16 protein-coding genes are annotated in these 20,285 nt (G+C 40.6%); 7 read left to right on the top strand and 9 right to left on the bottom strand.

Annotated elements, in window-relative coordinates; translation table 11 throughout:
* Positions 1-187: 187 nt before the first annotated feature.
* The 6 genes from BLQ05_RS06560 to BLQ05_RS06535 all read right to left on the bottom strand — a co-directional run bounded on the left by BLQ05_RS06560 (position 188) and on the right by BLQ05_RS06535 (position 7,704).
* The gene (locus BLQ05_RS06560; RefSeq protein WP_023577327.1) at positions 188-2,338 is read right to left on the bottom strand and encodes a S46 family peptidase; all 2,151 of its coding nucleotides are present in this window, start codon (positions 2,336-2,338) and stop codon (positions 188-190) included.
* 170 nt (positions 2,339-2,508) lie between these two features.
* Positions 2,509-3,756 carry a zinc-dependent metalloprotease gene (locus BLQ05_RS06555; RefSeq protein WP_023577328.1) on the bottom strand — a complete coding sequence of 416 codons (1,248 nt, stop codon included), beginning with the start codon at positions 3,754-3,756 and terminating at the stop codon, positions 2,509-2,511.
* Positions 3,757-3,942: 186 nt separating this feature from the next.
* Entirely contained in the window at positions 3,943-4,956 is a 1,014-nt protein-coding gene (obgE, locus tag BLQ05_RS06550) for a GTPase ObgE (protein WP_023577329.1), read from the bottom strand.
* Positions 4,957-5,268: 312 nt separating this feature from the next.
* Positions 5,269-6,498 carry a hemolysin family protein gene (locus BLQ05_RS06545; protein ID WP_035654860.1) on the bottom strand — a complete coding sequence of 410 codons (1,230 nt, stop codon included), beginning with the start codon at positions 6,496-6,498 and terminating at the stop codon, positions 5,269-5,271.
* A 65-nt stretch (positions 6,499-6,563) separates the two neighbouring features.
* A complete protein-coding gene (locus BLQ05_RS06540; protein ID WP_023577332.1) occupies positions 6,564-7,136 on the bottom strand; it encodes an adenylate kinase in 573 nt (190 codons plus the stop codon).
* Between the two features lie 34 nt (positions 7,137-7,170).
* Complete coding sequence (locus tag BLQ05_RS06535) at positions 7,171-7,704, bottom strand: phosphoribosyltransferase (RefSeq protein ID WP_023577333.1); 534 nt, start codon at positions 7,702-7,704, stop codon at positions 7,171-7,173.
* Between the two features lie 181 nt (positions 7,705-7,885).
* On the opposite strand from BLQ05_RS06535, the gene BLQ05_RS06530 reads away from it, so the two are divergent.
* From BLQ05_RS06530 to BLQ05_RS06515, 4 genes are all read left to right on the top strand, one after another.
* On the top strand, positions 7,886-8,419 hold the full coding sequence (locus BLQ05_RS06530; protein ID WP_035654862.1) for a hypothetical protein: 534 nt from the start codon (positions 7,886-7,888) through the stop codon (positions 8,417-8,419).
* A 56-nt stretch (positions 8,420-8,475) separates the two neighbouring features.
* Positions 8,476-9,633, top strand: a complete 1,158-nt coding sequence (locus BLQ05_RS06525; protein WP_023577335.1) for a 5-(carboxyamino)imidazole ribonucleotide synthase — start codon at positions 8,476-8,478, stop codon at positions 9,631-9,633.
* Between the two features lie 102 nt (positions 9,634-9,735).
* Positions 9,736-10,221, top strand: coding sequence for a 5-(carboxyamino)imidazole ribonucleotide mutase (gene purE, locus BLQ05_RS06520; RefSeq protein ID WP_023577336.1), 486 nt, complete (start codon positions 9,736-9,738; stop codon positions 10,219-10,221).
* 193 nt (positions 10,222-10,414) lie between these two features.
* Positions 10,415-12,442, top strand: coding sequence for a M3 family metallopeptidase (locus BLQ05_RS06515; RefSeq protein WP_023577337.1), 2,028 nt, complete (start codon positions 10,415-10,417; stop codon positions 12,440-12,442).
* 54 nt (positions 12,443-12,496) lie between these two features.
* Here BLQ05_RS06515 and BLQ05_RS06510 read toward each other — a convergent pair whose 3' ends face one another.
* Positions 12,497-13,312, bottom strand: coding sequence for a hypothetical protein (locus tag BLQ05_RS06510; protein WP_023577338.1), 816 nt, complete (start codon positions 13,310-13,312; stop codon positions 12,497-12,499).
* A 188-nt stretch (positions 13,313-13,500) separates the two neighbouring features.
* On the opposite strand from BLQ05_RS06510, the gene gcvP reads away from it, so the two are divergent.
* Positions 13,501-16,350, top strand: coding sequence for an aminomethyl-transferring glycine dehydrogenase (gcvP, locus tag BLQ05_RS06505; protein ID WP_023577339.1), 2,850 nt, complete (start codon positions 13,501-13,503; stop codon positions 16,348-16,350).
* A 238-nt stretch (positions 16,351-16,588) separates the two neighbouring features.
* Positions 16,589-17,647 (top strand): 3-oxoacyl-ACP synthase III family protein, encoded by a 1,059-nt coding sequence (locus BLQ05_RS06500; protein ID WP_023577341.1) that lies wholly within the window; start codon positions 16,589-16,591, stop codon positions 17,645-17,647.
* A gap of 262 nt (positions 17,648-17,909) precedes the next feature.
* Here BLQ05_RS06500 and BLQ05_RS06490 read toward each other — a convergent pair whose 3' ends face one another.
* Both BLQ05_RS06490 and BLQ05_RS06485 read right to left on the bottom strand, forming a co-directional pair.
* Complete coding sequence (locus BLQ05_RS06490; protein ID WP_023577342.1) at positions 17,910-18,320, bottom strand: hypothetical protein; 411 nt, start codon at positions 18,318-18,320, stop codon at positions 17,910-17,912.
* Between the two features lie 145 nt (positions 18,321-18,465).
* Positions 18,466-18,990 carry a helix-turn-helix domain-containing protein gene (locus BLQ05_RS06485; protein WP_035654865.1) on the bottom strand — a complete coding sequence of 175 codons (525 nt, stop codon included), beginning with the start codon at positions 18,988-18,990 and terminating at the stop codon, positions 18,466-18,468.
* 484 nt (positions 18,991-19,474) lie between these two features.
* On the opposite strand from BLQ05_RS06485, the gene BLQ05_RS06480 reads away from it, so the two are divergent.
* Positions 19,475-20,275, top strand: coding sequence for an SDR family NAD(P)-dependent oxidoreductase (locus BLQ05_RS06480; RefSeq protein ID WP_023577344.1), 801 nt, complete (start codon positions 19,475-19,477; stop codon positions 20,273-20,275).
* Positions 20,276-20,285 lie beyond the last annotated feature (10 nt).

The following is a 20,285-nucleotide window of genomic DNA, read 5'->3' as shown; positions in this document are numbered from 1 at the left end:
TTAGCCCCGATGGGAGCGGCATCCTTTTATGGAGCAACAGCGGAATAAAAGATAGAGCGGACAGCGGGATAAGGCTCCAAAATAACAGCATAAAAAAATCCGGATACATTGCTGCATCCGGATTCAGATTCCTTCTCTTCGTTCGGAATGACATTCGATGGAATGCCGCCCCGTTACGAATGAAAAATTATTTCACGATAGTCATTTCGTCTACAATGTGTTTCGCATTTGAGAAGTTCTCAATTACCCACAATACGTAACGAACGTCTACGTTGATGGTTCTTTGCAATTTACTGTCGAAGATTACGTCTCCAGCCATCGCCTCAATGTTTCCGTCGAAAGCCAAACCGATTAACTCCCCTTTTCCGTTTAATACCGGAGAACCTGAGTTACCACCGGTAATATCGTTGTCTGTTAAGAAGTTCACGTGTAAGGAACCGTCTTTGTCTGCATAACGACCGAAATCTTTGTTTTTGTTCATTTCAAGAACACGCGTTGGCAAATCAAATTCCTGATCTCCTTTTTTGTATTTCTTAACCTGACCCGCTAACGTAGTGTAGTTGTTTACTGTAGCGTCATTACGTTTGTCGGCAGGCAATGAACGTACTTTTCCGTAAGTTAAACGCAAAGTTGAGTTCGCATCCGGATATTTGATGGTTCCGATTTTAGATTCTCTTAAACCTTCCACCAATTTACGGTAAGCTGCACCGAAATCGTTTTGTGCTTTTGCAATTTCGTCCGATTTTGAACCGAAATGTGCTACTAAATCATTGGATAATTTCACTAAAGGATCGTTTGCGATTAACGCTTCATTTGGCACTTCCAAGAACGCCTTGATTCTGTCTTTAGAAGATAAAATACTCAAATCGAAAGCAGCATTTACGTATTTAGAAAAATCGTTGTTGTTCGCTTTCCCTAATTCAGCCACCATTGGTGCGATTGCATAACCGGTAGATTTTGTAGCATATAATTTTAACTCCGCAGCCAAGATGTCTTTTTCAGCCGGAATGTGAACTTCTTTGAAGAACTCATCGGTCATTTCAAGAATTGCAGGAGCCATTTGTGCACGTTTTGTCGCATCCGCTTTAGCGTAATTCTCCAATTGTCTTCCTAAACTTCTCGAGATCGTTCCATAAGCACTGGTTCTGAAAAGGGTAGTAAGATAGTTGTCGTGACGAGATTTCTCATTCGTTAACTTGTAGAAGTTATTGATCGTAGCCACTACGCTTCCGTATTTGGCTTTGTTTTCTTTCTTGTTCGCCCATTTGTCAAATTTCGCTTCCTGAGCTGCTTTTGTTTTAGCGGTACCGAATTTCGTTAACGCGTCAATCATTCCCTGACGGTTTTTCCAGTAGTTGGCAACACCTGCATATTTAGAAGCATACACAAGGTTTAACGCTTCGCTTTGATCCATGTATTTTTTCATGGCATCCATTCCGGTTTTAGAACCTTCCACCCATGCAGGGTAAGCGAATTTTACATTCTGATCGATTCCTGAAGCCGGCATCCAACGGTTTGTTCTCCCAGGGTAGCCTAAAATCATCGCAAAATCATTTTCCTTAACACCACCGATATTTACCGGCAAATAGTGTTTTGGTTTTAACGGAACGTTGTTTGCAGAATAATCAGCAGGGTTTCCGTTTGCATCAGCATAGACACGGAACATGGAGAAATCTGCCGTGTGACGAGGCCATTCCCAATTGTCAGTATCGCCACCGAATTTTCCTAAACTTTCAGGAGGTGTACCTACCAAACGCACGTCTTTATAATCCTGGTAAACGAAATAGTAATACTCATTTCCTTGGAAAAACGGACGAACAGAAACGGTATATTTTCCACCCTCGTTGTTTTCTTTTTCGATTTTTGCAATTTCAGCATTAATTGCTTTTTCGCGTTCTGCTTCCGTCATTTTATCGTTCACAACAGATAAGATACGTTTTGAAACATCGTCCATACGAACGAAGAAACGAACGTATAAGCTGGAAGGCTTCATTTCGTCTTTTTTAGACGCAGCCCAAAAACCGTCTTTTAAATAATTTTTTTCTGCAGATGACAATTCCGCAATCGCATCATACCCACAATGGTGGTTGGTTAATACCAAACCGTCTTTTGAAATCATTTCGGCCGTACATCCTCCGTTGAACTGAACGATAGCGTCTTTCAAACTGTGGTTGTTAATACTGTAGATTTCCTCAGCGGTTAACTGTAATCCCATTTTTTGCATATCTCTGTGATTCAAACGCTCGATGAACATTAAAAACCACATTCCTTCATCGGCTTTTACACTTGCCGGAACAAGCATAACCAAAGCGATTAGGGATAAAAGTAATTTTTTCATAATAGATAATATTTTTAGTGATGCGAAGATACTTTTTTTTGGTAATTGGCTGAAAATAATGGCATGGAAATATTTTTTGTTAAGAAAAATTTAACAATTGATTATTTCTTTTCAGAAACCAAAAAAAGGTGCTCTTTCGAACACCTTTCTTCATCATAATCTGCGAACGTTTAGTTTACAATAATCTTTGTAGTGGCAACCGAATCATTTGATTTAACAACTACGAAATACATCCCGGACGAAGCCGAATTTAAAGCAATTGTCTGTGTTAAATTGTTTTGGTTGGTAAAATCAACATTAAAAACGACTCTTCCCATTTGGTCAACTACCTGAACAGAATAATCGCTTACGATTTCTGAAAACTGAACATTAAATGTTCCTTTGTTCGGATTTGGATAAATGGCAAAGCTGTTTTTAAGATTGAAATTGTCATCCGACAACAATGCATCCTGGTTAAAAGCCGACTGAATCGTGTTGAGATGTGCCTGCATTCGAGCTGCCTGACCTGCAGTAATCATATACATACAAACATCATTGGTATAATCCATGTAATTCATAGTCAACTCTCTAGGGGTTCCCGTGCAAGTAGACAAATGGGAAATTGCTGGGCAGCCTCCGTTGGAAGTGTTATGCACAGGTGTATCAGCAACACCATCATTCCCACAGGTTGTATTGCCCCAAATGTGGTTCAAATTCAGATAATGACCTAACTCATGGGTTAATGTTCGTCCTAAATTGTAAGGCGCTCCAGGCACAAAACCGGTACAACCGGAACCGGAACCGAAAGCACCGTTATCTATATAAACTGCAGCACCATCAGCCGGTGACGAACCTAAATAAGCATATCCTAATGTTCCTCCGGACAAATTCTTAACTACAAAATTTAAATATCCAGCCCAATCCGGGTCCCAATCACCGTTAGGTCCACCTCCAAAAGCCTGACCAAAAGTAATTGCTTTTGTACCATCAACCAGTCCTGTACTTGCAGGATGATCTCCTTGTGCTATTTCAAACCTTACGTCCATAGCACCGTGATTGACTCCCGGAAAATAGGAACCGGTAGTATTTGTCCATATCGACAAATCAGCATTGGTCGCATTGAAGTCGGCATTTAAAATGTCAACCTGATTTTGAGCAAGATCTCTCAAACATTGTTTTTCAGGCTCCGTCAAACCGTTAGCGCTGGGGTAGTGCACTGCGACAGGAATTCTTAAAGTAGCGCGCATTGCCGTTCTTTCAGCATTCTTGCCGGAAAGTTTTTCTAATTCGGCTTCAAATCTTCTTTGATTGTTTTCGTACACTTCTTTCATTTTCTCGTTACGGGAAAGTTCCTCCATTTTCTCCGTAGTGCTGCAGGTTCTTTCCTGAGAAAACACAAACTGTGTCACCAATAAAGCAAATAGTAATTTAATTTTCATTTTTTGGGTTATTTAGTTAAGTGTGCGAATATACTTTTTTTTATTAAAAAAATAAAAAATACAACAAAATCACGTTTATTTGTTGCATTTACTTGCATTTTTCTTACAATTAATTTAAAAACCTTATCAGATACAACAAAAAAAGGTGCTCTTTCGAACACCTTTAATTAACTTATTTTATTGTATTTATTCTTCTGTTTCCACATTCAGCATCTGCCACAGTTTATCTTTCAGTTCCGTAAGGCCTTGTTGCGCTACCGATGAAATGAACATATACGGAATTCCTTTAAAGTCTTTATCCAATTGTTTTTTCATTTCCGCTTTCAGTTCCTCGTCCAGCATATCGGATTTTGAAATCACTACCAAGCGATCCTTATCCAGCATTTCCGGATTGTAACGACGAAGTTCATCCAACAAAATATCGTATTCTTTTTTAATGTCCGGCGCATCGGCTGGCACTAAAAACAATAAGGTGGAATTACGTTCGATATGACGCAGGAAGTAATGTCCCAATCCTTTTCCTTCAGCCGCACCTTCAATAATTCCCGGAATATCGGCAATTACAAACGATTGGAAATCCCTGTAGGATACAATTCCCAAATTCGGTTTTAAAGTCGTAAACGGATAATCGGCAATTTTTGGTTTTGCGGAAGTCAGCACGGACAATAATGTTGATTTTCCAGCATTAGGAAACCCAACCAAACCAACATCGGCCAATACTTTCAATTCCAAAACCACATCCATCTCTTCCGATGGCAAACCCGGTTGTGAATACCGTGGCGTCTGGTTTGTGGAACTTCTGAAATGCCAGTTTCCTAATCCGCCTTTTCCTCCTTTTACGAGAATGCGTTTTTCGCCGTGTTCGGTAATTTCGAAAAGCACTTCGTCGGTTTCCTTATCGCGAACGACAGTTCCCAACGGTACTTCAATGTATTTGTCTTCTCCGTCGGCTCCGGTACTTCTGGCGCTTCCGCCATCGCCACCGTGACCCGCTTTTACGTGTCTGGCAAATTTTAAATGGAACAACGTCCACAATCCTTTGTTACCAACCAGATATACGTGTCCGCCGCGACCACCGTCACCTCCATCGGGACCACCCTTTTCAATAAATTTCTCTCTGTGCAAATGCGTAGACCCTTTACCTCCTTTTCCGGAAGCAACATATATTTTTACGTAGTCTACAAAATTTCCTTCTGTCATTTTTTCTTCTTCCCTTCCTTAAATTATAAACAAAAGCTTGAAAATATACCTGACAGCCACCGGCTGTCCTCCTTTTAATTTCAAATCCTCTGTCATTTTTTCTTTCCCTTCTATTAATTATCGTGTCAAAAATTGATTGACTTAACCGTCTTTAAACGGCACTTTCACTTCTTATTCTTTTATATTCTTTCAAGTATTCCAATGGTCGGCTTACTAACCCCGACAGCGCCGGTATCCTCGCAGCGAAGCGGAGAGATAAAGGCAATGGCGGGAACAGGGTATGTTGAAAAAGCCCGAACCATTCGTTCCCTCTTAATTTGCATCTTTTAATTGGCGGACTAAAACCTTGTCGATTTTCACACCGTCCATATCGATAACTTCCAGTTCCATTTTGTTCCAGATGAGGATTTCGCCCACTTTCGGAATATAGGATAACTCGGTCATAATCAATCCGCTGACTGTCGTCACATCGTAATCGTTGATCAGGTCGTCCATATCGAAATACGTCAGGAAGTCGTGTAGCGAATAGTGTCCGTCTACCAACCAGGTGCCGTCTTCGCGGGCGATTAACTGGAATTCCTCTTCGTAGAAATCGGCCGCATCGCCCACCAACGCTTCCAGAATGTCGTTTAGGGTGATAATACCCTGACATATTCCGTATTCGTCGGTTACCAAAGCATAATGCACTTTGGATTTTTTGAAATTCTCCAACGCTTTGTAGGCCGAAGTATGTTCGATAAAATATACCGGTTCTCTGGTAATGGATTTCAAATCGAAATCGCCTTTTTCGAAACTGGCGAACAGGTCTTTCAATAAAACCACGCCCACAACGTCATCCAGATTTTCAACACAAACGGGGTACACCGAATGCAATTCTTCCAATACTTTCTCTTTTAATTCCTGCATGGTTTCATCAAGCGAAAGATACATTAAAGACTTTCTGTGCGTCATCAGGGAATTCACTTTTCGGTCACCGATGTGAAATACGCGTTCCACGATGTCCTGTTCGATTTCCTGTACTTCCCCGCCTTCGGTTCCCTCTTTGATAATCGCTTTAATTTCCTCTTCCGTTACCTTTCCGTCTGCCGTAGGTTTGATTTTAAAAACATCCAAAACAAAATCGGTAGACTTGGTTAACAACCAGATAAACGGCATGGTGATGATGGAAACCGCTTTCATCGGTACGGCCACGGCTTTCGCAATCGCTTCGGGATAATTCAATCCGATTCTTTTAGGCAGCAATTCTCCGATGACCAAAGAAAAATAGGTTAAAACCACAACAACGATACCAACAGCCAAACTTTCAGAATACGGTTTTAACGTTTCAAAACCTTCTAAAAAAAACTGTACGTTATCGGTAACTTTTTCACCACTGTAAATACCGGTTAAAATTCCGATTAAGGTAATTCCGATCTGTACGGTGGACAAAAATTTATTAGGCGAATTGGCTAAATCTAACGCCGCTTTCGCACTGGTATTTCCTTTTTTTGCTGCGGATTCCAAACGGTTTTTTCGAGCCGAAATCAATGCGATTTCCGACATGGAGAAAACTCCGTTCAGTACTATCAAAAAGAAAATTATGAGTATTTCCATGTTTCTGTTTTACGTTACAACTTGTCTATTACAGCGCTCAAGCGCTCGGTTATTTCTGCAATAGACCCAATACCGTTTACGGCATGAAACTTATTCTGCTCCTTATAATAGTTCATTAAAGGCGCTGTTTTTTCATTGTATTCTTCATAACGGTTACGGATTTTCTCTTCATCCTGATCGTCGATTCTTCCGGAGGTTTTTCCTCTTTCCAGAATACGTTGCACCAAAATGTTATCATCCGCTTCAAGCGCAATGGTAGCGGTTACTTCCCAGTTTTTTGTTTTCAGAAAAGCATCCAAGGCGTCTGCCTGTGCTAATGTTCTTGGGAAACCGTCGAATAAAAACCCTTTCGAATCCAAATTCTTATCCACCTCATCCTGTAACATTTTAATCGTTACACTGTCCGGCACTAAATCCCCGTTGTCGATATATCCTTTTGCTTCTCTTCCAAGTGCCGTGTCATTTTTCATGTTATAACGAAAAATATCCCCCGTGGAAAGATGCGTTAAATTGTATTTCTCTTTTAAAAATTCTGCCTGTGTTCCTTTTCCTGCGCCCGGTTTCCCGAACAAAACAATGTTTATCATTTTAAAAAATTGTTGTTTGTAGTTATGTTGTTTATTATCCTTTCAACTGATATACTTCGGGTAAGTTTCTTCCCAAACCATCGTAATCCAATCCGAAACCTACGATGAATTTGTTTTCAATTTCGATACCAATATAGTCAATTTTGATATCTTTTTTATAGGCTTCCGGCTTCAGAAACAAGGTGGCATATTTTAACGCTTTCAGGTTTTTATCTGCAAACAATTGGTGTAATTCCACAATCGTATTGCCGGTATCCACAATATCTTCAATCACAATTACGGTTCTTCCAGACAAATCCTGATTCAGCCCGATAAGCTGTTTCACTTCATGGGTAGTTTCCATGCCTTCGTAGGAGGCCATTTTGATAAAGCTTACTTCGCAGTTTTTCTTGTAGTGTTTCATAAAATCAGAAACAACCATAAAAGAGCCATTTAAAACACCAATAAACACCGGTATTTCGCTCCCCATATCGTTTGCAATCTGTTGTGCCATACGCGCAATAGCCCATTCCAGTTCTTCCGCAGAAACAAAAGGAACAAATCGCTTGTCGTGAAGTTGAATTTCCATTTTTAAATTATAGAATAATTGGCAAAGATAATTATTTTTAGGTAGGAGTTGTGAATTATAGGTTACGAATTATAAATTATAAGTTATGGATTACGAGTTACCTCATTTACCCCAAATACAATGCACATTCAAATTAATTTCACTTACTTTAGCACAACCGATATTGGCATTCTTTTACAAAATGAACGAGATTTTATTCCACCGATTTGAAAAAAGCAACGCGAGTACTGAAAACCGCAACGGTCTTCGGGATTATATTTTTAAAAATCCGAGCCAATTGCCTGACTTAATCGCTTTTGGCACCGACCTTTCCAATAAAAACCATCACAAAGCGGTTTGGATTATTGAAATGATTGCCGAATCAAAAACAGAAATGCTGCTTCCTTATCTTGACCGCATTTGCGAAACCCTATCGAAATACAAACACGAGTCGGCCATTCGGGGCATGTCCCGCACAGCGTACTTTTTGGGAACTTCCGAAAAAATCACACTGAACGAAAGTCAACAGGAAAAACTAATCGAAATTTGTCTTGACTGGCTCATTCGCGACGAACGGGTGGCACCGAAGGTGTATGCCATGAAAGCTCTTTCCCATTTCGGCAAAAAACAGGATTGGATAAATGAAACTTTAAAAGAAATTATCGAACGGGATTATGCCCATCAGTCGGCAGGATACAAAGCAGCCGCAAGAGAAGTTTTACGCAAAATCAAATAAACACCAAATTTTCATATCCTCAAATTGTTACCTATCTTTGCGCAAACAACAACACAATGAACTATTTCTCTTCCGATTTTAAATTAGGAATTCTGGGCGGAGGGCAATTAGGAAAAATGATCCTTGCCGAAACCCGAAAATTCGACATTCAAACCTACGTTTTAGACCCCAGCAGTGAAGCGCCGTGTCAGTTTGGTGCCACTAAATTTTTTCAGGGCAGTTTGATGGATTATGAAACCGTTTACCAATTCGGAAAAATGGTGGATGTTTTAACCATCGAAATCGAAAACGTAAATCTCGATGCTTTGGATACTTTGGAAGCAGAAGGCTTAAAAGTCTATCCGTCTCCAAAAACCCTTCGAATGATTCAAAATAAAGGACGACAAAAGGATTTTTATGTTGAAAAAAACATTCCCACTTCTGCACACCAGCGTTTTGTTGGCATCAACGACTTGAAACAGACGTTAGAAAAAAACGAACTGGAATTTCCCTTCGTTTGGAAATGCGCCCAGTTTGGTTATGACGGAAATGGGGTGAAAATCGTACGTTCCGCATTGGATTTAATCGATTTACCCGAAGTGGAATGCATCGCCGAACAAATGGTGCCGTTCAAAAACGAATTGGCCGTTATCGTTTCCCGAAATGTTTCGGGTGATATCAAAACCTATCCGGTGGTGGAAATGGAATTCCATCCGGAAGCCAATCAGGTGGAATATGTGATTTGTCCGGCACGTATTAATAAAAATGTAGCTGATAAAGCTCAAAAAGTTGCCTTACAAGTTTCGGAAGCGTTTAATCACGTGGGGTTATTAGCCGTTGAGATGTTTCAAACCGAAAACGACGAAATCCTTGTCAATGAAGTGGCGCCGCGTCCGCACAATTCCGGACATTATTCCATTGAGGCCAGTTATACTTCCCAATTCGAACAACACATTCGTGCGATTTTAGATTTACCTTTAGGGAATACCGATAGTAAAGTTGCCGGAATTATGGTAAATTTGGTAGGCGCCGAAGGTTTTTCCGGACCGGTGGTTTACGAAAACATAGAGAAAATCATGGCGATTGATGGCGTAACGCCGCATATCTACGGAAAAAGAGAAACAAGACCTTTCCGTAAAATGGGACACGTAACGATTGTAAACGAGAACATGACCGAAGCACGAAAAATTGCCGAAGAAGTGAAAAACAGTATTCGAGTGATTAGTGTTCAGTGAGCAGGAAGCAGATTATAAAATTGTAGAAACCAAATAAGCGAATAACCAAACAACAATTGTCATCCTGAGCTTGTCGAAGGACGAATAACCAAACATACAACAATGAGTAAAGTAGCAATAATAATGGGCAGTATTTCCGATATGCCGGTGATGCAGGAATCCATTGACATATTAAAAGGATTTGATATTGAAACCGAAGTAGACATTGTTTCGGCACACCGTACGCCTGAAAAATTGTTTGACTTCAGTCAGAATGCCCACAAAAGAGGGATTTCGGTAATCATTGCCGGAGCGGGTGGCGCGGCGCATCTTCCGGGTATGGTTGCGTCTATGAGTCCACTTCCCGTAATTGGTGTTCCGGTAAAATCAAGCAATTCCATCGACGGTTGGGACAGCGTTTTATCCATTCTGCAAATGCCGGGTGGCGTTCCGGTAGCGACTGTTGCTTTGAACGGCGCTAAAAACGCAGGCATTCTGGCAGCGCAGATTATAGGAAGCTCCGACCAATGTGTGATGGACAAAATGATAGCTTACAAAGAAGGGTTGAAACAGGCCGTACTTTCCGCTTCGAAAAACCTTACCAAATAAAAATGAAAAAAGCCCCTGTGGCTGGGACTTTTTTCGGGGTCCACAGACTAATGGGTTAAAATTAGCCGGTGTTTATTTTCAATCTTTTTTGGGTCAAAAAAGGCGGTAATAAATTTGTAATCAAAATTTTACGTGTCAAATATATGATTCCTTTCGATATACAGCAAATAAAATCGTCAAAATACACAATCAAATGAATATTCTTATTAATTCTTTTTCAACCAAATACAATACGGCTCCTTTTTCGAAGATAAAAATTGAGGATTACGTACCGGCAATCACGAAAGGCATTCAACTTACCCGCGCTGAAATAGATGCCATTGTTGCCAACCCTGAAAAGCCCACTTTTGAAAATACGATTGAAGCCTTGGAGTTTGCGGGACAGTCTTTGGACCGAATTACCAGTATCTTTTTCAACCTGAATTCTGCGGAAACCAGTGACGAAATGCAGAAAATAGCACAGGAAGTCTCCCCGATGTTAACCGAATTAAGCAACGACATTACCTTAAACACCGCTTTATTTGAAAAGATAAAAGTGGTTTACGACCAAAAAGACAGCCTGACGCTCACAACCGAACAAGCCATGTTGTTGGATAAAAAATTCAAAAACTTCTCAAGAAACGGAGCCCTTTTAGCAGACGATAAAAAAGTCCGTCTTCGCGAAATAGATACGGAACTGGCCAAATTAAAACTGACTTTCGGTGAAAATGTTTTGGCCGAAACCAATGCATACGAATTACACATAACCAATGAGGACGATTTAAAAGGATTACCGGAAGGAACAATAGAAGGTGCGCGTTCTTTGGCTAAAAGTCATGAAAAAGAAGGCTGGATTTTCACCTTGGACATTCCGAGTTACCTGCCGTTTGTCACTTACGCCGAAAACCGTGAACTGCGAAAAGAACTTTCCATCGCTTACGGAAAAAAAGCATTTCAGAACAACGAATTTGACAATCAGCAGAATGTTTTAAAAATAGCCAACCTGCGTCACGAACGCGCTAATTTATTAGGTTATAAAACCCACGCCGACTTTGTTTTAGAAGAACGCATGGCACAAAATCCGGAAAAAGTAAAATCGTTTTTGAATGATTTATTGGTAAAAGCGAAACCCGCAGCCGAAAGAGAATTTCAGCAACTGACAAATTTTGCCAAAAAACTGGACAACATTGATCATCTGGAAAAATGGGACGGCTCTTATTATTCGGAAAAACTGAAACAGGAATTATTCAACTTGGATGATGAAAAACTGAAGCCGTATTTCAAATTACAGAATGTACAGAACGGCGCTTTTACCATTGCCAACAAGCTTTTCGGATTAACCTTTACCGAAGTTTTCGACATCGACAAATACCATGAAGACGTACATACTTTCGAAGTTTCGGATGCTGACGGAAATTTAGTCGCCATTTTCTATTCCGATTTCTTTCCGAGAAAAGGAAAACGTAACGGCGCCTGGATGACTTCCTTCAAACCGCAATACGTAAAAGAAGGTATCAACGAAAGACCCCATGTGTCCATCGTTTGCAACTTCACCAAACCCACTGAAACCAAACCGTCCTTATTGACTTTCAACGAGGTAACCACCCTATTCCATGAATTCGGACACGCGTTACACGGCATGTTAGCCAACACCACGTATCCGAGTTTATCCGGAACGTCCGTGTATTGGGATTTCGTAGAATTACCAAGTCAGGTGATGGAAAACTGGTGTTACGAACCGGAAGCGTTGGCGTTGTTTGCCCATCATTATGAAACCGGAGAAATCATTCCGCAGGAATATGTCGATAAAATCAAGGAAAGTGCCAACTTTTTAGAAGGTATGGCGACCTTACGTCAATTGAGTTTCGGATTGCTGGACATGGCGTTCCACAGCAACAATCCAAGCGACATTACCGACGTGAAAGCGTTTGAAAAAGCAACCATGGAACACACCTCCTTATACCCCGATGTCGCCGAAAACTGTATGAGTGTTTCGTTCTCACATATTTTCCAGGGCGGATATTCGTCAGGCTATTACAGTTATAAGTGGGCGGAAGTTTTGGATGCCGATGCTTTTGCGTATTTTCAGGAAAAAGGTATTTTCAACAAAGAAGTAGCTGATAAATTCAAAGATTTTGTACTGTCTCAGGGGGGTACAGATCAGCCGATGACCTTGTACAAAAAATTCAGAGGTCAGGAACCGAAACCGGAAGCGTTACTGAAACGTGCAGGGTTGATTTAAAATTTAGAAGTCAGAAATAAGAATTTAGAAACCGGAGTTTGTCGCTTCGGTTTTTTATTTCCAAAAAACAACCAGTAACCACCAGAAAACCGGAATACTTTCCACCCAAAAAGACGTGTAATAATCGGATCGTTTCGGACTCGCGAAAAGCGTAAAAAGTGCAATCACAAGCACCAAAATCAAATTAATCCAAAGTTGTTGCAGTTGAAAATCGGATTTCAAAAACTCTAGGCAGTAAAACGGTATCAGCAAAAACAAATTGAGGATTTTTGTTTTTCGGACACCCAACTTCTGCGGAACCGTCTGCAGCGACAAATCGTCTTTTTTAAGATCGATGATTTCAAAAATCAGAATCAGGATAATCACCAGTAAAAACCGTTGGCAAAATTTCAGCCATACATCGTGTGAAAGCGGTAAATCGGCATTGATTATCGGCAGAAAAAGCGTGATTCCGGCCCAACAAAACGCTACGATATAAATTTTCACACCGGCCCAATTGCGCGCATTACCCATCTTCGGAAAAACCGGCAACGTATAAAGCATCGTCAGCGCCAGAAAACCAACCGCCACCAATTGGGTGGTTCGCTCAAGATAAAAAAAATAATAGGTTGTTGCCAGAAAAGAAACAACACTCAGTCCCACAATCGCGCGCAATTGATTGCTCCACTTCACTTTTTTTGCGCGGGCCAATTCGTCGTATTTCACGAAATTATACCCCACAATCGTACCGAAAAAAGCAAACCAAGCCATCGGTTCGTCATACCCGATAGGAAAGAAATGAAACGTCATGCGCACCAAGGCATATACCGCCAAAGCCACATGAATGCTTCCGTTGATATAAAAATCTAGTATCCGCTTGAGTAATTGCATACTTACAAAAGTAATCAATCTGTTAATAACTGTAATTTTCGGTTAACAATTCTGCATAAAATTGAGGTTAAAAAACAAGATTATTAGGATATTAATAATTATTTTTGTTGGCGTTAAAACACAACTCAAAATTTTGTTTGAGGTACTTAAAATCCCCCAAACGCTTAAACAAACAGTATAGATAACTGATGAAAACAGATGCATTTGCTTTAAGACACATCGGTCCGAGAGAATCAGACCTGCAACACATGTTCAAAACCGTTGGTGTAAAGGACATGTCGCAATTACTTTATGAAACTTTTCCGGACGGAATCCGTTTAAAACAAGACTTACAATTAGACCCTGCCATGACCGAATATGAGTATTTAACTCACGTAAGTCAGCTAGGTTCAAAAAATAAAGTATTCAAATCGTATATCGGTTTAGGATACCATCCGGCGATTGTCCCACCGGTTATTCAGCGAAATATTTTCGAAAACCCGGGATGGTACACAGCGTATACTCCGTATCAGGCGGAAATCGCACAAGGTCGTCTGGAAGCGTTATTAAACTACCAGACTACCATTATCGAATTAACCGGAATGGAAATCGCCAATGCGTCGCTTCTTGATGAAGGAACCGCAGCAGCTGAAGCCATGGCGTTATTATTCGACGTAAGAACGCGTGACCAAAAGAAAAACAACGTTAACAAATTCTTTGTTTCGGAAGAGATTTTACCACAAACGTTATCGGTTTTACAAACGCGCTCAACACCACTAGATATTGAACTGGTTGTGGGTAATCATGAAACTTTTGATTTCGCAGAAGATTTCTTCGGGGCGATTTTACAATATCCGGGCAAATACGGACAGGTTTATGATTACGCAGGTTTCATCAACACGGCAAAATCAAAAGAAATTAAAGTAGCGGTAGCTGCCGATATTTTATCCTTAGTAAAATTAGCTTCTCCCGGCGAAATGGGTGCTGCAGTTGTTGTTGGTACTACGCAACGTTTTGGTATTCCGATGGGTTACGGTGGACCACACGCTGCTTATTTTGCTACAAAAGAAGAATACAAACGTTCGATGCCGGGTAGAATCATTGGAGTTTCTATCGACGCAAACGGAAACCGTGCCTTACGTATGGCTTTAGGTACCCGTGAGCAACACATCAAACGTGAAAAAGCGACGTCCAACATTTGTACGGCTCAGGTATTGTTAGCGGTTATGGCCGGAATGTATGCGGTGTATCACGGTCCGAAAGGCTTACGTTATATTGCTGATAAAGTACACGCTTCGGCAGTTACAACGGCAAAAGCATTATCTTCTATCGGAGTGAACCAGGTGAACTCGGCTTTCTTCGATACGCTATTAGTAAAAGCGGATGCTGCTAAAGTAAAAGCGATTGCAGAGAAAAACGAAGTAAACTTCTTCTACCCGAATAACGAATCGGTTTCAATTTCATTCAACGAAACGACATCGCTTTCCGATATCAACCTAATCATTGCTATTTTCGCAGAAGCCGCCGGAAAATCTTCGGTTCACGTTTCTTCATTAGCAACTGAAATTCAATTAACAGAAAAATCAGTAAGAACCTCAACCTTCTTGCAACACGACGTTTTCAACAGTCACCATTCGGAAAGCCAGTTGATGCGTTATATCAAAAAATTAGAGCGTAAAGATTTATCATTGAACCATTCGATGATTTCCTTAGGTTCTTGTACGATGAAGTTGAATGCGGCGGCAGAAATGCTACCTCTTTCCATGCCAAACTGGAACAGCATTCACCCATTTGCTCCAGCCGACCAAGCGCAAGGGTATTTAACGATGCTTAAAAAATTAGAGCAGCAGTTAAATGTAATAACCGGTTTCAAGGGTACCTCATTACAACCGAACTCGGGAGCGCAAGGAGAATATGCCGGTTTAATGGCGATTCGTGCCTACCACCAATCCAGAGGCGATCACCACAGAAACGTGTGTTTGATTCCATCTTCGGCACACGGAACCAATCCGGCTTCGGCAGCGATGGCAGGAATGAAAATCATCGTGACCAAAACCACTCCGGAAGGAAACATCGACGTGGAAGATTTAAGAGCAAGAGCCATCGAAAACAAAGACAATTTATCTTGTTTGATGGTGACGTATCCTTCTACGCATGGGGTTTACGAATCCTCTATTATTGAAATCACAAAATTAATCCACGATAACGGCGGATTAGTATATATGGACGGGGCAAACATGAATGCACAGGTTGGATTGACCAATCCGGCTACTATTGGTGCCGACGTTTGTCACCTGAACTTACACAAAACTTTCGCTATCCCTCACGGTGGTGGCGGACCTGGTGTTGGACCAATTTGTGTAAACGAAAAACTAGTACCGTTCTTACCAACAAACCCAATTGTAGCGACTGGAGGCGATCAAGCCATTACCGCTATTTCTGCAGCTCCGTTCGGATCGGCTTTGGTTTGTTTGATTTCTTACGGTTACATCTGTATGTTAGGTGCAGAAGGCTTACGTTCTTCTACCGAACACGCCATTTTAAATGCCAACTATATGAAAGCGCGTTTTGAAGGACATTATCCAATTTTATATTCAGGAGAAATGGGTCGTGCGGCTCACGAAATGATTTTAGACTGTCGTGAATTCAAACAAAAAGGTGTAGAAGTTGGCGATATCGCCAAACGTTTAATGGATTACGGTTTCCATGCACCAACGGTTTCTTTCCCGGTAGCCGGAACCTTAATGATCGAACCTACCGAATCGGAAGATTTGGCGGAAATAGACCGTTTCTGTGATGCATTGATTTCAATTAGAAAAGAAATCGAAGATTCATCAGCAGACGATCATAATACCGTACTTCACAATGCACCTCACACGTTAGCCATGCTGACTGCTGAGCGTTGGGACTTCCCATATTCAAGAGAAAAAGCGGCTTATCCGTTGGAATATATTGCCGACAACAAATTCTGGCCATCCGTTCGTCGTGTAGACGATGCATACGGTGACAGAAATTTAGTTTGTTCTTGTGCGCCGATTGAAGCGTATATGGAAAGCTAGTTTGCAGATTACAGATAGCAGATGGCAAAAGCAGCTAATAAAAAAACCCTTTCGGAAACGGAAGGGGTTTTTTTTGTCAAATTCAAATACATTTTTCGCATCAAAATAGAAAATAAAAACAAAATTTGTAATTTTACTGACGTTACCGTAACGTTTTCATAAAAATAACACGTAAACTATTTTTTTTGAATACATCACAATTTAGAATAACTACCTTAGTAGTATTGAAACCTACGCCATGGCTATAAAAATAACGGGTTCAGGAAGTTATATCCCAACCCAAACTGTTACGAATACCGATTTTGAAAGACATCAATTTCTCAATGAAGACGGCTCCACTTATGCTGTTCCAAATGAAGTGATTGCCGAAAAATTCAAGGATATTACCGGAATTGAAGAACGTCGTTATGTTGAAGACGACTTAACCACTTCCGACATTGCTTTTTTTGCCGCTGAAAAGGCAATTGAAGATTCGAAAATCGACCCCGAAAAATTAGATTATATTATCGTTGCCCACAATTTTGGTGATGTAAAAAAAGGTGCCATCCAATCGGATACCGTACCCAGCATTGCTGCCCGTGTGAAACACAAACTCAGAATCCGAAACCCGAAATGTGTGGGATACGACGTGATGTTTGGTTGTCCGGGCTGGATTGAAGGGATGATTCAGGCGCAGGCTTTCATTAAAGCCGGTATGGCAAAAAAATGTTTGGTGATTGGTGCCGAAACCCTTTCCCGAGTGGTGGACATGCACGACAGGGACAGTATGATTTATTCGGATGGTGCCGGAGCTACGGTTCTTGAACTGACCGATGGCGAAGGTGGGTTTTTAGCCCATGAAACCGCTTCCTTTACTTATGAGGAAAGTAAGTTTTTATTCTTCGGAAAGTCCTATAATGTAGACCACAATCCCGATGTACGGTATCTTAAAATGTACGGCCGAAAAATTTATGAATTTGCACTGACCAATGTTCCGCTTGCCATGAAGGCTTGTTTGGACAATAGCGGTATTCCGATAGCAGACCTTACAAAAATCCTGATTCACCAGGCCAACGAAAAAATGGACGAAGCGATTGTACATCGTTTCTTCAAGTTATACCAACAAACGCCACCTGAAAACGTGATGCCGATGAATATTAAAAAACTCGGAAACAGCAGCGTGGCCACCATCCCAACTTTATACGACCTGATTCTGAAAGGTAAAATCGAAAATCAGGAATTGCATAAAGGCGACGTGGTTTTATTCGCTTCGGTAGGTGCCGGAATGAATATTAATGCGTTTGTGTACCGTTGTTAATTATGAATTATGACTCTTGATATAGACCCCATACTTTTTGTATGGGGTTTTTCTTTTCTGACACCCCCCGTAGCCCTCCTCAAGGGGGGAATCTTACCAAGACGTTCTCTTAAAATAATCAAATGCTGTTTTATAAGACAAAAGTTGTTAGAAGGATTGTCCCCTTGAGGGGACTTTAGGGGTGTTTTTTTTTCGAAGTTCATTAGGGATATCAAGAAAAATCAAACAAAAAAGGGCAACTCGACTGAGCTGCCCTTTTTTATTACTGTAATGTTCCCCTATGCGCGGTTAGGTCCGTGATGAAGGTTTCGACGGAGGTGAGTTCTTTGTTGATGCGATCCAGATCCAGTTCTTTTTCCAGTAAGGCTACCGAACCGTAATTTTCTTTTCGGGTGGTGAGCACGAACCGTTTGTATTCCAGTCTGGTTTTCTTTCGGATGGCTTCCTCTTTGGATGGGCCTTCCTGCAGAATGGCGATTACGGATTCCTGTGCGGCAATTTCGGCAATGACCCCTTGTAAGATCGCTTCGATTTCTATGGAAGTGGAACCGTAATTTTGTACCGAGTACTCGTCATTAATTTTCTTTAAGGTCAATTCTGATTTCTCTTTGTTTGCCCATGCCAATAATGTGTCGCAATCTGTAATTGTGGTAATTCTGTTCAATGAATACATAAATTAAAATTTAAAAGGTTTATAATGCTGTAGTCATTTTCAAATGTGATGCCAAAAAATTCCCACAAATAACACCGCAAAAAATTTTAACATTTTGTAGGAAAATAAATCTTTTAATAATTTGATTTATGCTGCTGATTCTCAATTATTTTTCCTCCGCGGCCATTTTTTTCCCGATTTCCAATTTTAACATTTCGAGGTTTTCTTTTTGCAGCTGCAGTGCTTCGCGTTTGTACAGGCTCTGCTTTTTTAACGTAGTTAAAGCCCTGCTTCGGATACTCTGAATAAAATCTTTGTTTGCCTTACCCTCCTTCTGCCCTTCCAAAAAGAAAGCTGTTTCCAAGGCTGCAAAACTTTCGGCGCGCTGATTTTCAATAACGGCGATTTCTTTTTCCAGCCGCTGCAGTTTTACCTGTACTTTTAAGTAGGCGTGCTGTCTTTTTCCTTTTGCTTGCTCCTCCTCTGTTTTACGAAGGCCCTGTGCTTCCGTGGAACTATCTTTTTTCTGCTGCACGCCTTTTAGTAAAACCGAAAAATTTTCCAGTGCCTGCAGCGGCAGGGAGCGCTTCCCGGATTTGAACATTTTCCACTGGCTTAGGGAGATACCCAAATGCATCGCCATTTCTTCCTGTGTTAGTCCTAGTCTATTTTTTATATCGGGCGTTTTCATGCTGTGACTTATTATTGTTTTTTTTGAAGTAGTCACAAATATCGTGACTTTTTTCTGAAACATATAAGTTAGTCACAAAAAGTGTGACTTTTATAAAAAAATAGTTACTTAGTCACAATGTCATTGCGAGCGTCCCGATAGCTATCGGGAGACGAAGTAATCTAAATATCACTAAATTTAGTGATTGTGTAGGTAATTATTCATGAGTACGTTTGGAGAAATTTCAAATTGTACCTAGATCTAGATGCGTATAAATGATTTGATTTTCGAGTACAGTAAGTATCATAAATTTGACATTAAAAGAATCTGCCGCTAACAACGGGTTTATGCAAGTGGGGTTTTAGGGAAAAACTGAAACTTCTTTTTGTATATTTGATTTCAATCCTAATGGAAAGGTTTGGGAACATATAAACCCCAACCTCATGAAGCCAAGGACGTTGTGCGTCAGCTTGAAAAGTAATTCTACTAACTAAAAATGCTAAAAATGACAAATCCGCAAGAAAACGTAGTATGGATAACTGGTGCTTCATCTGGTATTGGTAAATCTATGGCTTTTGAATGGGCAAGATTAGGATATAAAGTAGTTCTTTCCTCCAGACGTAAAGAACTATTGAATAAAGTGGCAGACGATATTAGACACTCCGGTGGGGAAGCATTGGTAATACCGTGTGATATAATGGAAGAAAACGCTATTGAAAATACAGTGCAACAAATCATTTTAGCTTGGGGGCGTTTAGATGTAGTTATAGCAAATGCCGGCTTTGGTGTTTTTGGAAATATGGAAAAGCTAACAGCCAAAGATTGGAATAGACAATTACAAGGCAATGTTACCGGCTTAGCCATAACTGTTAAATATGCCCTGCCACATTTAAAGAAAACCAATGGAAGAATTGGTTTAGTGGGTAGTGTAGGTGCATATCTTCCTAGTCCTAATTTAGGCGCATACGGAGCCTCAAAGGCTGCCGTACACTCAATTGGTCAGACTTTACAGGTGGAATTAATGGGCACAGGTGTGAGTTGTACTACGTTGCATCCCGGATTTGTGGTTTCGGAAATTACACGAATTGATAATAACGGAGTTTGGCATCCTGAACTTCCAGATCCACGTCCGTCAAATTTAATTTGGCCTACTGATAAAGCTGCAAAGGTGATGGTAAAGGCTATTTTAAAACGAAAGAGAAATTATGTTTTCACTACACACGGCAAAATATTTGTATGGTTGCAACGATGGTTTCCCGGATTGATGAGATATATAATTTCAAAAAGCCCAAAACCAGATTCTTAATAAAGCAAAG

The sequence above is a fragment of the Flavobacterium saliperosum genome (assembly GCF_900100625.1).
Classification (GTDB): domain Bacteria; phylum Bacteroidota; class Bacteroidia; order Flavobacteriales; family Flavobacteriaceae; genus Flavobacterium; species Flavobacterium saliperosum.
The sequence above is the reverse complement of the archived record's forward strand: the minus strand, read 5'-3'. Positions and strand labels throughout refer to the sequence as shown.

Coding starts and splice junctions, on each gene's coding strand:
- BLQ05_RS06560 (WP_023577327.1), bottom strand. CDS start 2,338: ATGAAAAAATTACTTTTATCCCTAATCGCTTTGGTTATGCTTGTTCCG.
- BLQ05_RS06555 (WP_023577328.1), bottom strand. CDS start 3,756: ATGAAAATTAAATTACTATTTGCTTTATTGGTGACACAGTTTGTGTTT.
- obgE (WP_023577329.1), bottom strand. CDS start 4,956: ATGACAGAAGGAAATTTTGTAGACTACGTAAAAATATATGTTGCTTCC.
- BLQ05_RS06545 (WP_035654860.1), bottom strand. CDS start 6,498: ATGTCGGAAATCGCATTGATTTCGGCTCGAAAAAACCGTTTGGAATCC.
- BLQ05_RS06540 (WP_023577332.1), bottom strand. CDS start 7,136: ATGATAAACATTGTTTTGTTCGGGAAACCGGGCGCAGGAAAAGGAACA.
- BLQ05_RS06535 (WP_023577333.1), bottom strand. CDS start 7,704: ATGGAAATTCAACTTCACGACAAGCGATTTGTTCCTTTTGTTTCTGCG.
- BLQ05_RS06530 (WP_035654862.1), top strand. CDS start 7,886: ATGAACGAGATTTTATTCCACCGATTTGAAAAAAGCAACGCGAGTACT.
- BLQ05_RS06525 (WP_023577335.1), top strand. CDS start 8,476: ATGAACTATTTCTCTTCCGATTTTAAATTAGGAATTCTGGGCGGAGGG.
- purE (WP_023577336.1), top strand. CDS start 9,736: ATGAGTAAAGTAGCAATAATAATGGGCAGTATTTCCGATATGCCGGTG.
- BLQ05_RS06515 (WP_023577337.1), top strand. CDS start 10,415: ATGAATATTCTTATTAATTCTTTTTCAACCAAATACAATACGGCTCCT.
- BLQ05_RS06510 (WP_023577338.1), bottom strand. CDS start 13,312: ATGCAATTACTCAAGCGGATACTAGATTTTTATATCAACGGAAGCATT.
- gcvP (WP_023577339.1), top strand. CDS start 13,501: ATGAAAACAGATGCATTTGCTTTAAGACACATCGGTCCGAGAGAATCA.
- BLQ05_RS06500 (WP_023577341.1), top strand. CDS start 16,589: ATGGCTATAAAAATAACGGGTTCAGGAAGTTATATCCCAACCCAAACT.
- BLQ05_RS06490 (WP_023577342.1), bottom strand. CDS start 18,320: ATGTATTCATTGAACAGAATTACCACAATTACAGATTGCGACACATTA.
- BLQ05_RS06485 (WP_035654865.1), bottom strand. CDS start 18,990: ATGAAAACGCCCGATATAAAAAATAGACTAGGACTAACACAGGAAGAA.
- BLQ05_RS06480 (WP_023577344.1), top strand. CDS start 19,475: ATGACAAATCCGCAAGAAAACGTAGTATGGATAACTGGTGCTTCATCT.